At 71.5% G+C, this 14,356-nt stretch carries 15 protein-coding genes; 13 read left to right on the top strand and 2 right to left on the bottom strand.

From position 1 onward, the window contains the following. Window positions 1–214 precede the first annotated feature (214 nt). Window positions 215–1,498 (top strand): Ig-like domain repeat protein, encoded by a 1,284-nt coding sequence (locus tag ACFVTF_RS33800; RefSeq protein WP_387817866.1) that lies wholly within the window; start codon window positions 215–217, stop codon window positions 1,496–1,498. Window positions 1,499–1,905: 407 nt separating this feature from the next. Here the strand turns inward: ACFVTF_RS33800 and ACFVTF_RS33795 are convergent, their stop codons facing one another. Beyond that, window positions 1,906–2,097, bottom strand: a complete 192-nt coding sequence (locus ACFVTF_RS33795) for a hypothetical protein (protein WP_387817865.1) — start codon at window positions 2,095–2,097, stop codon at window positions 1,906–1,908. Window positions 2,098–2,209: 112 nt separating this feature from the next. Beyond that, window positions 2,210–2,758 carry a flavoprotein gene (locus ACFVTF_RS33790; RefSeq protein WP_387817864.1) on the bottom strand — a complete coding sequence of 183 codons (549 nt, stop codon included), beginning with the start codon at window positions 2,756–2,758 and terminating at the stop codon, window positions 2,210–2,212. A gap of 115 nt (window positions 2,759–2,873) precedes the next feature. Here ACFVTF_RS33790 and ACFVTF_RS33785 point away from each other — a divergent pair, with 115 nt between their 5' ends. The 12 genes from ACFVTF_RS33785 (at window position 2,874) to ACFVTF_RS33730 (ending at window position 14,216) form a co-directional block, all read left to right on the top strand. Then, complete coding sequence (locus ACFVTF_RS33785) at window positions 2,874–4,058, top strand: helix-turn-helix domain-containing protein (RefSeq protein ID WP_387817863.1); 1,185 nt, start codon at window positions 2,874–2,876, stop codon at window positions 4,056–4,058. A 91-nt stretch (window positions 4,059–4,149) separates the two neighbouring features. Further along, entirely contained in the window at window positions 4,150–4,779 is a 630-nt protein-coding gene (locus ACFVTF_RS33780) for a hypothetical protein (RefSeq protein WP_387817862.1), read from the top strand. After that, window positions 4,776–5,270 carry a hypothetical protein gene (locus ACFVTF_RS33775; RefSeq protein ID WP_387817861.1) on the top strand — a complete coding sequence of 165 codons (495 nt, stop codon included), beginning with the start codon at window positions 4,776–4,778 and terminating at the stop codon, window positions 5,268–5,270. The genes ACFVTF_RS33780 and ACFVTF_RS33775 overlap by 4 nt, the downstream gene beginning before the upstream one ends. Beyond that, the gene (locus ACFVTF_RS33770) at window positions 5,263–5,709 is read left to right on the top strand and encodes a hypothetical protein (RefSeq protein ID WP_387817860.1); all 447 of its coding nucleotides are present in this window, start codon (window positions 5,263–5,265) and stop codon (window positions 5,707–5,709) included. Before ACFVTF_RS33775 ends, ACFVTF_RS33770 begins: the two co-directional genes overlap by 8 nt. A gap of 25 nt (window positions 5,710–5,734) precedes the next feature. Further along, complete coding sequence (locus tag ACFVTF_RS33765) at window positions 5,735–7,051, top strand: helix-turn-helix domain-containing protein (protein WP_387817859.1); 1,317 nt, start codon at window positions 5,735–5,737, stop codon at window positions 7,049–7,051. A 102-nt stretch (window positions 7,052–7,153) separates the two neighbouring features. Beyond that, window positions 7,154–7,360 (top strand): hypothetical protein, encoded by a 207-nt coding sequence (locus ACFVTF_RS33760; protein WP_387817858.1) that lies wholly within the window; start codon window positions 7,154–7,156, stop codon window positions 7,358–7,360. 64 nt (window positions 7,361–7,424) lie between these two features. After that, the gene (locus ACFVTF_RS33755) at window positions 7,425–8,165 is read left to right on the top strand and encodes a hypothetical protein (protein WP_387817857.1); all 741 of its coding nucleotides are present in this window, start codon (window positions 7,425–7,427) and stop codon (window positions 8,163–8,165) included. Between the two features lie 2 nt (window positions 8,166–8,167). Beyond that, complete coding sequence (locus ACFVTF_RS33750; RefSeq protein WP_387817856.1) at window positions 8,168–9,472, top strand: UDP-N-acetylglucosamine 1-carboxyvinyltransferase; 1,305 nt, start codon at window positions 8,168–8,170, stop codon at window positions 9,470–9,472. Beyond that, entirely contained in the window at window positions 9,469–10,503 is a 1,035-nt protein-coding gene (locus tag ACFVTF_RS33745; RefSeq protein WP_387817855.1) for a serine hydrolase domain-containing protein, read from the top strand. Before ACFVTF_RS33750 ends, ACFVTF_RS33745 begins: the two co-directional genes overlap by 4 nt. A gap of 13 nt (window positions 10,504–10,516) precedes the next feature. After that, a complete protein-coding gene (locus ACFVTF_RS33740; protein WP_387817854.1) occupies window positions 10,517–11,560 on the top strand; it encodes a UDP-N-acetylmuramate dehydrogenase in 1,044 nt (347 codons plus the stop codon). A gap of 37 nt (window positions 11,561–11,597) precedes the next feature. Then, window positions 11,598–11,816, top strand: coding sequence for a hypothetical protein (locus ACFVTF_RS33735; protein ID WP_387817915.1), 219 nt, complete (start codon window positions 11,598–11,600; stop codon window positions 11,814–11,816). A gap of 1,470 nt (window positions 11,817–13,286) precedes the next feature. After that, window positions 13,287–14,216 (top strand): proline dehydrogenase family protein, encoded by a 930-nt coding sequence (locus ACFVTF_RS33730; RefSeq protein WP_371519317.1) that lies wholly within the window; start codon window positions 13,287–13,289, stop codon window positions 14,214–14,216. Window positions 14,217–14,356: the final 140 nt, after the last annotated feature.

The following is a 14,356-nucleotide window of genomic DNA, read 5'->3' as shown; positions in this document are numbered from 1 at the left end:
TTGGTGACAAGTCAGGGCCCGGCACCCGCGCGCTTCCTTCGGGGCTGTGATCGCACTTTCGGACTCGGGTGCTGCCGAACACCCGGCCAGGGGCCGCCGGTGTGAACCGGCGGTGTGTCAGCTCGGTGGGCAACCGCGACCCCGCCCGTGTGACCGACAGTGACGGAAGGCGATCCCTCGCCGAGAGACCCTCTTCCCTTTTCTGGAGTTGATCGTGACATACCCACTGTCGGAGGTCGCCGACCGGCCGAGCTCGACGCACGGGCACCACGCCGGTTCGTCCGGGCGGCGGAGCCGGGTGTCAGCCGTGGCGGCCGCCGTGTTCTGCGCTACGGCCGTCGCCCCGCTGGCGCTGCCCGCGCCCGCCCACGCACAGGGCACCTGCACGGTGTCCGGCCCCACCACCACCTGTACGTTCGCCTCCACCGGCGCCGAGCAGACGTTCACCGTGCCCGGCGGTGTCACGCAGGTCGACGTCACGGCGATCGGCGGGGCCGGCGGCGTGGAGGACAACGGCGTCGGCGGCGGCCGGGGCGCCCAGGTGTCCGGCACCCTCACCGGGCTCTCCGGGGGGCAGACCCTCTACGTCGAAGTCGGCGGCGCCGCCACCGGCGGCGCCCCGTGCGCCGGTAGCGCGCAGTGCACCGGCGGGTTCAACGGCGGTGGCAGCACCCACTTCGGCGGAGGCGGCGGCGGCGCCTCCGACGTCCGCACCCAGCCCGGCACCACCCCCCTCACCACCACCGACTCCCGTCTCATCGTGGCCGCGGGCGGCGGCGGAGCCGGCTGGGCCGGCCAGTGCACCGGAAGCCCGGGCGGAGACGCCGGCCAGCCGGGCACGAACGCGACCTGCAACGGAGGAAACGGCGGCGGGGCGGGGACGTCCACCCAGGGCGGGGCCGGCGGCACCGGCGGGGGCGGGGTGTTCGGCGGTGGGACCGGCACGCTCGGTACCGGCGGCACCGGAGGCGGCCCGGGCGCCTCCCTGACCGGCGGTGCCGGCGGCGGCGGCTACTACGGCGGAGGCGGCGGCGGCAACATCAACCCCTTCATCAGTCCGAGCGGCGGCGGGGGCGGCGGCGGCGGAGGCTCGTCGCTCGTCCCCGCCGGCGGCACCGGCCCCACCGCCACCAGCGCCACCCCGAGCATCACCATCAGCTACACCACCCCGGGCAAGCCCGTGAACACGCGCCTGATCGCGTTGCCCCCGCAGGTCCGGCTCGGCCTGCCGGTAGTGCTCGACGACCTGGTCTGCCCGGCCGGTACGGGCGCCACGACCCCGCCCACCGGAACCGTGACGTTCACCGACACCACGACCGGCACGACCCTGGGCACGGCACGCCTGATCCTCAATCTCCGAAACTGCGCCGCCGCAGGGCGCGTCGTCTTCTTCCGGACCGCTGGTGCGCACGTCATCACCGCCGTCTACAGCGGCGACACCGTCTACCAGGGCAACAGCGCCAGCCCCGAGACCACCACAGTGACGGTGACGGGCTGAGAACACCGCAGAAGCGTCGGCCCCGCTGCGGGGCGGGGCCACGCACTGCGGTATCGCGCCCAGGCGACAACGATCCGAACAGTCCCAGGTGCCGTCCGAGCCGGGCCTTGAGTTCCGCGACTGGGCTGCTCAACCGCCGAATGAAGTGCTCAGTCACACCAGAACGAGAAGGACCGCCCTGATCCAGGTAGCTACCGGCGAAGGTGCCGTCGAAGCCGAGGGCCACCCGCGCGGGGTCGGTGTCGGTGTCGGGGTGGTGGGTCCAGGTCGGGTTGGCGATCATCGCGTCGAAGTCCTTCGGGTGATCTCCGGCTCCAGCCACTCGTTCCCGCAGCGGCACCGCACCCAGACGTTGCGGCGGCGGTTGAGCAGCAGCCAGTCGCGGCGGGCCCGGCAGTCGGAGCACGTCACCGGCATGCCGAGCAGCGCGAGTTCGGCTGGGTGCAGCAGGCCGCGGACTGCCTCCGGGCCGCTGGGGTCTGGGTCTCGTACTCCAGATGCAGGAGCGGGTCGGAGCCGGCCGGGACCGGGGTGGTGGTCGGGGCCGGGGTGGTGGTCGGGGCCGGGGCGCTGTTGGTGTGCTCGGTGGTTCTGGTCACGGGCTCTCCGTTCGTGGTGCTCGGGTAGAGATGACCACCCGGGTCAGCTTCGAGCCGGTCGACCGCAGACGCCTCCAGCGCGCCGCCTGGCCAGGCCCCGCGCCTCAGAAGATCAACGCCGGACGGATTCTCCGGCCGCCACGAGCGCGGCCTCCCACGGGTAGGCTTCCGGCCTCCCCTGCCCCGGGATGTTCGGGACGAAGCCCCCTTCCCCGAGCAGCACCCGGACCCCGGCGTCGCGCAACGTCGTGACGCTGCGCGAGAACTGGGGATGCCCAGTGAGCGCCGTGTTCGTGCACGGCATCACCGTCAGCGGGATGCCCTTGCCGATCGCCTCAGCCGCGTACCCGATGACCCAGGAGGTCGTGATGCCGAGCGCGAGGCTGTTGATGCTGTTCATCGTTCCGGGAGCGAAGAGGACGGCGTCGGCGGGCGGAAGCACGTCCGGGTCGCCTGGCCGACGGTAGGCGGACTTCACCGGGTAACCGGTCAGGCGCTCCAGCTCGGGCAGTTCGGCCTGGAGCCAGCTCGCCGCTGTCGGCGTGAGCCCGAGTGCCACGTCCCACCCCCTGTCCTGCGCCTGGCGCACGACGTGCGCGACGTCCAGGACGGGCGGGGCGGCGGAGCCGAAGAGGTACAGGACCGGGTGCGTGGCGGACATGAAGGTCATCGAACCCTGCGGGAACAGGCTTCGGCAACCCGGCCGAATTGCCTGAGGTCTACGGCTACTTGGCGCTACCGTCGGATCACCGGGCCCGACTCCCAAGGGACGCACCATGACCGACTTCGCGCCCGACACCATCGGCAAACGGATCAAGCAGACCCGCAAGCTCCGGCACATGACCCAGACCGAACTCGCCCTGAAAGCGGCGATCTCGGCATCCCACATGGCTCAGATCGAGCAGGGCAAGCGACAGGCCAGCCCGGCAGTCGTCGCGTCCATCGCCCGAGCGCTGTCCGTGCCCGTCGCCGATCTCGAAGGACGCCCGTACATCGAGGAGTTGCGGCGCGACCAGCTCGACGGGCTGATCCAGCCCATCCGCGAGTCGCTGGACGTCTTCGACCTGGGCGCGGACCCGGACGTCGCCCCGCGCCCGATCGAGGACCTCGTCGCGCACACCGACCGAGTGTGCCGCCTGATCCGCGCGTCGGACCTGCGGAGCGCGGCCGCAGAACTGCCCGGCTTGATCACCGAGACCACGACCGCGGCACACAGCACCGGTGACCGGCGCGCCTGGCAGGCCCTCGCCATGCAGTACCGCTCCGGCTACGACCTCGCCAGCAAGCTCGGGTTCCAGGACCTCGCGTCGATCTCCCTCGATCGCATGGGCTGGGCGGCCGAGCGGGCCTCCGACGCCGTGACCGGAGCGATCAGGCAGTACAACCGGGCACTGGCCTACCTACGAGCCGGCCAGTACCGGACCGGCATCCGCATCGCGGAACTCGCCCGGCAGACGGCCGCACAGGCCGATCCGGGTATCGAGCGGGAAGCCGTGACCGGTCAGGTGCACCTCGGCATCGCGGTCCTCGCCGCCCGGAACGGGGACGCCGAGGCGATCACCGGCAACCTCGCCGAGGCCGAGTCCATCTCGGTGCGAACCGGTGAGGTCCCGGAGCTCCTCTGGCTGGCCTTCGGTCCGACCAACGTCGCTGCCCACCGGGTGAGTTGCCTGATCGACCAGATGCTCTACCACGAGGCCCTGATAGTCGCGCGGGCCATCGAGATCCCCGACTCCTGGCCCGCCAGCCGTGCCGCGCACCATCACGCAGAGATCGCCCGGGCTCTGCTCTGGACCGGCAAGGGCGACGCCGCCTTCCGCCGTCTCCTCGACGCCCGCCGCCTCGCCCCGCAGCAGTCCCGGCACAGCTCCACCGTCCGCGAAACGGTGGCCGGTCTGCTCCGGGCACAGCGTCGGCTCCCCGAGTCGATGGCGAACTATGCCTCGTGGATCGGAATGTGACCGTGGACTAACACACGGTTGTGTGAGTTCTCGACTTCCAGCGGCTCGACCTTGTTCGTGACGGATTCACCGACATGACAGGAGTTACCGCATGCCCCGCTCGTTCGGACCCGCCAGTACGTGGGCCCCTCCCGGCGACACGGTCGTCGCCGTCGAGGACGGCACGTGCTGGGACGCGGTCGCCGTCGGCCAGAAGCTCGGTCTGGAAGCCCTCTCGATCCTCGAAGGCGTCACCGTGCGCCGCCCCGGGCCGGTGATCTGGGACAGCCGCCGTGAGCCCCGGATCTACTTCCTGGTGCCCCCGCGAAGCGGCATCGAGGCCGACTTGCCCGGGGATCGTCTGCTCAGCTTCGGCGGCTACGTCGCGGTTCCGGGTGTCCTGGTCATCGGACCGCCCGGTCCCCACTGGCTCGTACCGCCGGATCCCGGCCATCCGGACCGGCTCGTCGGCCCGGTGCTGCTCGCCTCCGCCCTCAGGCGCGCGGTCGCATCCCGTTGGGTCACCGTCCGCGTGAGCAGCGGTCGGCAGTTCCAGGTGCTGGCCGGTGAGGCCCAGGTGGAGGGCAAGGCGTGCCTCAGGTGCAACAGCACCGAAGCGCCGCCGCGTCCGGCGGGTAGGAGCAGCGTCGTGGACGAGGCCGGCGCCGAGCGCGACTTCGACCCGGTTTTCTGCGCGACCCACCTGGAAAGCGGGCCGACGTCGAAGGAGGGGGTCGAGTGATCCCGCACCTCACCACCGCGACCGAGCGGCAGCGCGCAGTCGCGCACTGGCTCGCCTGCGCGGCCCCGGTGCCCCGCCTCGCCTTCAACGACTGGAAGAAAGACGGTCTGGCGCTGCTGCCCGCCGGCGTGCTGTTCGCCGTGGTGCCCGTTCCGGCCGCCGAGGTCCACGCGGCTGCTCGTACCGACCAACGTTGGCAGGTGGACCGCTACCTCAGCCGCGTGCTGGGCGGCCCGGTGTTCTGCTACGACTCGTACGACGCCTACTTCGCGCTGGTCCCGGCCGGCACGGCGCGGCACTGGAACCTCTCGGACGTGCCCTGCCTGGGCCGGGGACAGGCCGTCGCCGTGCCGCGGCCAGGCCTGACCCGCGAGGACGGCACCCGCGCCTTCTGGTCCGTCCAGATGGACTCCCCCGCCCTGCTGTGCCAGCCCGACCTCGTCGCCCACCTCATCCTGGCCGGCCGACGCCGGGGAGCCACCTGTGGCTGAGCCCCTGCTCGACATCGACGTGGCCGGAGTTCTGCGCGCGGTGAGCCAGGCGGACGCCCTCTCGGAACGAGCCCTGGCCGGCGAGGAACTCACCGGACCCCAATTGGACCTCCTCTACGCGTTGTACGAGGAGCTGACCGCCCATCTCGCGCTCCTGCTCGCCGCGACCGAGGAGAAGTACCGGCACTCGGCGCCCCGGACCCCGATGCGGGTCCTCGTCCGCGACGCCCTGCGACTCGGCGGCAACCTGGTCGCACGGCCGCTGCGCCTCGGCGTGCTCGACATCGTCGCCATGGCGCCGATCTGCCGCCTCCTGCTAGTGCTGCACCAGGGCAAGAACGTCTTCGACCGGTATGCCGGAGGCCACCCGCTGGTCTGGGCGGAGCCGGAGACCGTGGACGGCCAGGCCGGTGTCTCCGCGCCGGCAGGTGAACCGTGATCACGGGACAGGGCCAGGGGGAACAGTGACCGACGGCGACGCCACGTTCGGCAGGTTCGTCTCGCTGCGTCGTTCGGTGCTCGGCTGGACACAGCTCCGCCTGGCGGCGGAGCTCGACCGCAGCGAGGACTGGATGTCGCAGGTCGAGCGGGATGTCCAGCAGGTCCACGACCTGCAACTCTTACGACGGATGGCCTCGGCCCTGGGCGTCGGGATCGACCAGCTCCTGGCGCTGCCACAACCGGCCGCGAAGCGGCCGAGATCACCGCGCCGGCGTGTCAGCTCGGCTACGCTGGCGACGACTTCCGGTGCCGAGGAGGACGATGTGCGTCGCCGCCCGTTCCTGACCCTGGCGGTGGCCGCCCTCGCCGCCCCGGTCGCCGGCCTGCAAGTCGCCCGTGCCGAGGCGCCCTCACCGCTGTCCGGCCTGGAGGACCTGCTGGTGTACGGGCCGGGCAGGATCCCGGCTCCTCCCATCGAGCCGACCCTGGGGTCCGTCGACGCTTCGCTCACCTCCTCCCGCCAGGAGTTCAGGTCGGCCCGGTACGACGTCCTCGCGCAGGCGCTGCCCGGCCGGATCGTGGCCGCCGGCATGGCCGGTACGGCGGAGGAACGAGCCCGGAACGTCGCCCGCTTCTACAACGTCGCCGCCAGGTTGAGCATCAAGGTCGGTGACAACAACCTGGTGGCGGTGACGTCGGATCGAGCCCTGACCGCCGCACGGCTGGGTGGCGACCCGCTGATCACCGCCGAGGCCCAGCGGATGGTCTCCAGTTCCTGGCGCCGCCAGGGCAGCCTGGCCCGGGCGACCGACATCGTGGTGCTCGCCGCCGAGGATCTGCTCACCGACGCCTCGGTAGGCGAGGCCGCCCGCCTGGCCGCGCGCGGTGACCTGTACGCCACCGCCGCCTACACCGCGGCCAAGTCCGGCGACCGGTCGTACGCTCACGCCCTCATCAGGGAGGCCAACGACAGCGCCACTGCGGCCGGCCGGACGTCCGGCCGCGCGGACGGTGTCCAGGGTGTCGCCCTCCACGAGCTGTCGGTGCATTACGAACTCGGCGACGCCGGCCGGGCGATCGAGCTCGTCAGGACGATCGACCCGGCCGCGCTGCCGACCGCCGAACGGCAGGCCAGGTTCTTCACGGACGTGGCCCGTGCCTTCGACCAGTGGGGCAAGTACGAGCAGTGCTACCGGGCCCTGCTCGCCGCCGAGGAGACGGCCCCGCAGGAGGTTCGCCGGGGTGCCGTCCGTGACCTCGCCGTCGGTCTGCTGCGGTACGACCGCCAGCTTCCGGGAGTGCGCGACTTCGCCGCTCGGGCAGGTGTGCAGCTGATCTGACCCGTAGTCGGACTACGGGCCGTAGTCCGACTACGGATCGCGGCAGCGAACCGGTAGTTCACTGGGACAGTCAACCCGTCCCAGGCTGCGGAGGCTCCCGCCATGCCGACACCCAGCACCTCCCCGCTCTCCACCGGCCCCCGGCACGCCGCGCCGTCGAACCGCGACCGGTTCGGTGTCTTCCTGACGGCCTCCTGGGCCACCCTGCACGTGCCCGTGCTCGTCCTGTTGGGCGTCGCTGTACAGCACCAGGTCGACGCCCGTCCGGTGGCCGCGGACACCGCCCCGGACCTGACCGCCGCCCCGTAGGCGTCGGCGTTCTCATCGGCTCCACCCCCTTCTTCCACTCGCTCGTCCGAGAGGAGAACCGGCCATGCACCGGCTGTCCGTCGCGTCCCCGCTGAACACCGAACTGGACCGCATCGACTACCGCACCACCTCTGAGTACTACTTCGACACCGAGCAGGTCACCGACCCCGTCGTCGCGCACCTGTTCGGCCGCTGCCCGACCGTCTTCGGGCTCAAGAAGGCCATCGCCGACCTGCTGACCGGGCAGTTGGACATCGAGATGCCCGAGACCAGCGGGACCATCGAGCCCGGTGCCGTCGTCCGAGGCACGGTGACCGTGGCCGCCGGGGCCGTCATCGCCGAGGGGGCGGTCGTCACCGGCCCGGTGCTGGTCTGCCCCGGTGCCGTGATCGACGCCGGCGCCCGGGTCCGGGACCACACCGTCATCGGCCCCGGCTGCCGGATCGGCTGGGGAGCCGAGATCACCCGCTCCTTGCTGACCGGCGGGGTCTTCATGAAACACACCAGCTTCGTCGGCGACTCCGTCCTCGGCATCGGCGTCAACATCGGCGCGTTCGTGTCCACGACCGGCCTGCGCGTCACCAGTGGACCGGTCACGGAACCGGCCACCGACGAGGTCTGCGCGCGCCTCGACGGGCACCGCGTGCCCACCGGCCAGACCAAGTTCGGCGCCGTGATCGGCGACGGCGTGATCGTCCCCGCCGGCACCGTGCTCCAGCCCGCCACGCTCATCGGCGCCCACACCACCCTCTACCCCCGCACCCAGATCGGCGGGTTCTTCCCCGCCGGAAGCCAGGGAAGGTGACCATGACCTCCACCACGACCTCCGACCGGCTCACCCTGCGGATCACCGGCGGCCGCCCCCTGCACGGCAGCACGACCGTTCAGGGCAGCAAGAACATCGCCCTGCACCTGTACGCGGCCGCGATCCTCGCCGACCAGCCGCTCACCCTCACCGGCGCCCCCGCGATCCTCGACACCGGAGTGTGCGCGGAGATCCTCCACCGCACCGGCACCCACGCCAGCGTCATCGACGGCGAGTTCGAGACCCGGCCTGCCGACTCCTACTTCCCGGTCATCCCGGACGACCTCGGCCGTCGCATCCGCACCACCGCGGTCATGGCCGCTGCCCTGCTGACCCGCTGCGGCAAGGTCACCTTTCCGTTGCCCGGCGGTGACGCCTTCTGCGCCCGCCACATCGACCTGCACCTGGCCGCCATGGAGGCCGCCGGCGCCGACGTCGAAGTGAACCGGGGGCGCGTACGTGCCCGTTTCCCCAGTTCGAAGCGGTTGCCGTTCATCACCACGGTCAGCACCAGGAAGTGGGGTCCGAGCCTGGGCGCGACAGTCACCGCGATGCTGCTGGCCGCTCGCACCCCCGGCACCTCGTCGATCCTCGGGCCGAACATCGAGCCCGAGGTCACCGTCACCGCGGAACTGCTCGCCCGCTCCGGCGTCGGCATCACGTGGCAGGGCACCGAAGCGCTGCACGTCACCGGCACCGACCGCATCGCCGGTGGCGTCTTCCCGGTTCCGTTCGACCGCTTGGAGGCCGCCACCCTGGCACTCGCCGCCGCGATCACGGGTGGGGACGTCCACCTCGACGCCTTTCCGCCCAGCGGCTTCCCGACGGGCCTGGTGTCGGTCTTCGCCGACGTCGGGATCCTCCTGACCGCCGAGCACGCCGGGACGACCGTCAGCGTGCCGAGGGGACTGCGCGCGGTGGAGGCGGCGACCGGCCCGCACCCGGGCTACCCGACCGACGTCCAGCCCCAGCTGACCGCCGCCCTCACCCGCGCCGCCGGAACGTCCCGGATCGACGAGCGGATCTACAGCCGACGCGACAGCCACCTCGCGGCGCTGCGGCAGTTCGGCGCCGTCGTCAACGCCGACGGCCCGGTGATCACTGTCGAGGGCCCGTCTAGGCTCCTCGCCGCTGACGTGGCGGGCGAGGACATCCGGGCGGTGACCGCGCTCGTGCTCGCCGCCCTGGCGGCCGAGGGAACCTCTACGATCCGGGGCATGTACCACCTCCGGCGCGGCTACGGCGACCTGCTGGCCAAACTGTCCGCGCTGGGAGCCGACCTGACGATCAACCAGGAGCTTCCGTGAGCAGCACCCGACCGTGGACGTCGGACACCGTCACCGAACTGCAGCAGTGTCTCGACCTGTTGGTCGACGACGGCGCCCTGCCCGGCGGCGTCATCGCGTACGGCACGCGCGACAGCGAGCCCGAGTTCGCCGCCTCCGGCATCGTCGCGCCCGAGTGCGGGAGTGAGCGGCCCGGCCCGGACACGGTCTACGACGCCGCGTCGCTGACCAAGGTCCTGTCCACCTGGCCGCTGATCGGCCTGGCCGACGGCATCTCCGCGGACACCCCGGTACGCGACCTGCTTCCCGACCTTCCGGACCAGGCGCCCGGCGGGAAGGTGACGGTCGGGCAGATCCTCGCGCACACCTCCGGCCTGCGGGCCGACACACGTCTCGACCAGTACCGGAACCGAACCGAGCCCCTGGCCTCGCTGATCTGCGGCGAGCCGCTGATCGCCGAACCCGGCGCCGGCCACCGGTACATCAACCGCGGCTTCATCCTCCTCGGCCTCGCGCTCGCCCACGTCCACGGCCGCCGCCTGGATGAACTTGCCGTCGACCTCTGGCAGTCCCTCGGCATGACCCGCACCATCTACGGGCCCGTCAGCCGGTCCTCCGAGGTCGCCCCGACTGAGCAACGCCTCCCCGGCGGCCCGCGCCTGTGGGGCATCCCGCACGACGACAACGCCGCCCTGCTCGGCGGCGTCGCCGGCCACGCCGGGGTGTTCACCACCCCGGCCGACCTCGCGGCCTTCGCGGACCGGCTGCTCGACGCACACGTCCACGGAAGCGGACTGGGCTCCTGGCTCCGCACCAGCATGGAACCCCAGGCCGAGATCGAACCCGGTCTCCACCGCGGCCTGGCCTGGATCCTCGCCGACGACGCCCGGGTCGCCTACCACCACGGCTTCACCGGCACCAGTCTCTACCTCTCCCCCGGCACCGGCCGCTACCTCGCCCTCTGCACCAACGCCGTCTACCACCACCAGGACAACCGCACCCGCCTCGCCCCGCTCCGCAACCTCGCACTCAAGGCCGTGACCGCCGACTGAGAGGACCACCGCCGTGCCCCAGGACTCGCTCGCGTCGCTGACCACCCTCCGGCTCGGCGGACCAGCTGGGACCGTCCTGACCGTCTCCGACCCCGCCCACTGGCCCGACGCCACCCGCGTGGTCGGCCACAGCGAGGAGAACGACCCTGTCGTCCTGGGGCACGGCAGCAACGTGATCGCGGCGGACGCCGGCCACCCCGGCACCGTCATGGTCATGAACACCCGCGGCATCACCGCACTGAAGCTCGACGACACCACGGTGTCCGTCACCGTCCAGGCCGGCCACCCGCTCACCGACCTCGTCCAGTGGGCCGCCGCCGAGCGACTGGCCGGCATCGAATGCCTCGCCGGAATCCCCGGCACCGTCGGCGCCGCACCGGTCCAGAACGCCGGCGCCTACGGCCAGCAGATCTCCGACACGCTCCACAGCGTCTCGGTCTGGGACTGGAACATGAGCTGCCTGCGGTCCTTCCCGATCCAGGCCTGCCGCCTGCGCTACCGCAACAGCCGCTTCAAGGAGAACCCCGGGCGCTGGACCATCCTCACCGCCACCCTCCACCTGACCCACGCCCCGGCGGCGCCGATCACCTACCGCCCGCTCGCCGACGAACTCGACGTCCCCGTCGGCACCCGACCGACCGTGCCGGAGGTCACCGCAGCCGTACTCGCCAACCGACGCCGTCGCGGCCTCCTCCTCGACCCGAGCGGCCCGGACGCCCGCCAGGTCGGTTCGGTCTTCCTCAACCCACGAGTCACCAACGCCCAGGCCACACACTGGTCAGGCCTCGGCTGCCCCGTCCACCGGGACAGCGACGGCCAACTCCGCGCCAGCGCCGGATGGCTGCTGGAGTTCGTCGGCTGCCGCCCCGGCCAGACGATCACCGAAGGCGTGCGCTGCTCGGAACGCCGAACCCTCACAGTCACCGCTCACGGCAACGCGACAGCCACGGGATTCGCCCGGGCGCTTGCTGACCTCGCCGCCCGGGTAGAAACCGCGACCAGCATCACGCTTCACCCCGAGCCGACGCACATGGGCTTGTGTACGCGCAGCCCATGACAGGCCCAGCGCATTCGACAGTCGCCGCCAGAGGGTACTGGCACCTCAGAGCTCGCCCTCATCACCCCGGTCAGCCGGCGCCTCGCACAGCCTCGCCCGGCTGGCCGACGGGACGGTCATGGCCTGGGGCCTGAACAGCAGCGGCCAGCTCGGCGACGGCACCACCACCAACCGCACCGCGCTCACCGACCCGGTCTCGGGCCTCAGCAGCATCTCGCTCATCTCCGCCGGCTCCGCCTTCACGTTGGCCGCGTAGCGCCCGCCCGGCAATCCGAGCTCAACCAGAGGCCGCCTCACACAGCCGGTGAGACGATCTCGAAGCCCTCGCCCTGGCCGAGATTGGCCAGGGCCAGCCGTTCCGGAGCGCGGCGAAGTCGGCGTGGGTCGACACTTCTGCGGCTTCGGGGTACGTCTGGCGCGTCCCCTGCTCGACAAGCACCCGGTAGATACCGACCAAGCCGAGGTTTTGACCCTTGCGCTTGCGCGTGGGGACGATCAGGTCGGAGCGGACCTGCTCGACGGACTCGCCGTCCTCCCGGCGCCGCAGCACGCTGCGCGGCATGCCGCCGGTAGCGACAGCCGGTCGGCCACCGCGCTCACCCCTGCGGGAAGCGGCGCCCTGGGCCGAGCCGTGGCTGTGACGGTGACTCACATCTTGCACCGGCCTCACAAGGCCTGACAGGTGGCTGGCGGGCATTGGCTGCGGCGGCCGGTCGCTTCACTCGTCCGGGTAGATCTGTCTACGAGCGCGCATGAAGCCGTCACGATCGATGCAGGCCTGGCGCGCAGTCCTGATGGCCTGCAACCGCTCCGTAGCAGCCCGGCAGCAGGTCTGGCGGCTACGGCCGAATTCGAAGGAGCCTTTCATGGCCGACTCTCCGATTTCCACTGACGGCAACAAGGCCGAGATCGAGTTTCCAAGCTTCAAAGAGGCCGTGATCAGGGGAGCGACATTCGCAGCTACAACTCAGTTTATGCGTTTTAAGAGTGGCGACCTGGTGCACCGCGACGGCGGACCTTGGGCTGGGCGCCCTTGGACTTCACCGGGCAATGACGGCCGGCCAGGTCCGGCTCCTCGGTGTTGACATCCAGCACCTCCTCGGAGCGGGCGCACGTCTGGCAGACCGTGCGCCACAGGGTCCCGCGAGTGAACGTCGCGACGGACGGAGGCCGTCGATGTCTTCGACGCTCAGGCGGCAGGCCGGACCTGCGGGCAACGGACACGAGCAGTGGCGGTGGCCATTACCTCAAAGCCGTGGTTGGTATGCGGATGTTCACTTGATCCGGCGGCCGTACGGGCGGAATGACCCGGCGGAGGAGGCTTTGCACGGTGAGTATGGGTGACAGCGAGTCGATCTTGCTCGTTTGTCGCGCCGTCAGGCGGGCGTGCCGCTTCTCGGGGCGATGGCCCAGGTGTGATGGTCCCGGGCGGTCCTCGGATCGGAAATGTAGGCCGACGTGCCGCAGAGCCGTGAGGGAGTTGCAGCCCCCAGACGGCGTGGTGACCAACCGACCGGGTGGAGGCAGGGCCAACCAATACTGGAGCTCGTCCTTCATCTCGTCGGCGAGCACCTCATCGCAGGAGCCACCAGGGTGCGGAGTGGGTGCCACTGGGGCCGTGGGGCCCCCCGGGGGGGGGGGGCCCCCCGCCGGGGCGGCGGTGCCACACACCCGCCGCCCCGGCCCCCTTCTGCCACCCTTAGAAGCACCAGCTCCAGGAGTCACGATGCTCCGTTCCGCCCTTCTCGCGGCCTCCCGGTCGCCGCAGGTCCGCACCGTGGTCGAGAAGTTCCCGCCGACCCACGCGATAGTCGAGCGCTTCGTCGCCGGTGACGTCCTCGACGACGCCGTCACCGCCACCGACGACCTGATCGCCACCGGCCGCAAGGTCACCCTGGACCACCTCGGCGAGGACACCCAGGACGCCGCCCAGGCCGCCGGCACCGCCGAGGCCTACGAGCACCTGCTCACGGCGCTCAAGGAGACCGGCCTCGCGGCCGGCGCCGAGGTGTCGGTCAAGCTGTCGGCCGTCGGCCAGTTCCTCCCGGTGGACGGCGAGAAGATCGCGCTGGAGAACGCCCGCCGCATCTGCGAGGCCGCCGCCGACGCCGGCACCACGGTGACCCTCGACATGGAGGACCACACCACCACCGACTCCACCCTCGCCATCGCGCGCGAGCTGCGGGCCGACTTCCCCTGGCTGGGCGTCGTGCTCCAGGCCTACCTGCGCCGCACCGAGGCCGACTGCCGCGAGTTCTCCGGCCCCGGCTCGCGTGTGCGCCTGTGCAAGGGCGCCTACAAGGAGCCCGAGTCGGTCGCCTTCCAGGGCAAGCACGAGGTCGACCTCGCGTACGTCCGCGCGCTCAAGGTCCTGATGGCCGGCGAGGGCTACCCGATGATCGCCTCGCACGACCCCAACATGATCAAGATCGCCGGCCAGCTCGCCCAGTGGAACGGCCGCAAGCGCGACTCCTTCGAGTACCAGATGCTGTTCGGCATCCGCCCCGAGGAGCAGCTGCGCCTCGCCGGCGAGGGCAACACCATGCGCGTGTACCTGCCCTACGGCCAGGAGTGGTACGGCTACTTCATGCGCCGCCTCGCCGAGCGCCCGGCCAACCTCACCTTCTTCCTGCGCGCCATGGCCACCCGCGGCTGACCCGCGCGCACCCGCACGACGACGGCCCGCACCCCCGGTGGAAGGGCTTGGGTTCTAACGGTCCTCGCAACACCCGCGATCTGTGGGAGTTGCGAGGACCGTGGGCGTTAGGCGTGATGATCTTGCTGAGTTGCGGGAGC

This window comes from Kitasatospora sp. NPDC057940 (genome assembly GCF_042887425.1).
Taxonomy (GTDB): Bacteria; Actinomycetota; Actinomycetes; order Streptomycetales; family Streptomycetaceae; genus Kitasatospora.
Note: the sequence above shows the minus strand (reverse complement) of the source record. Positions and strands in the feature narration are given on the sequence as shown.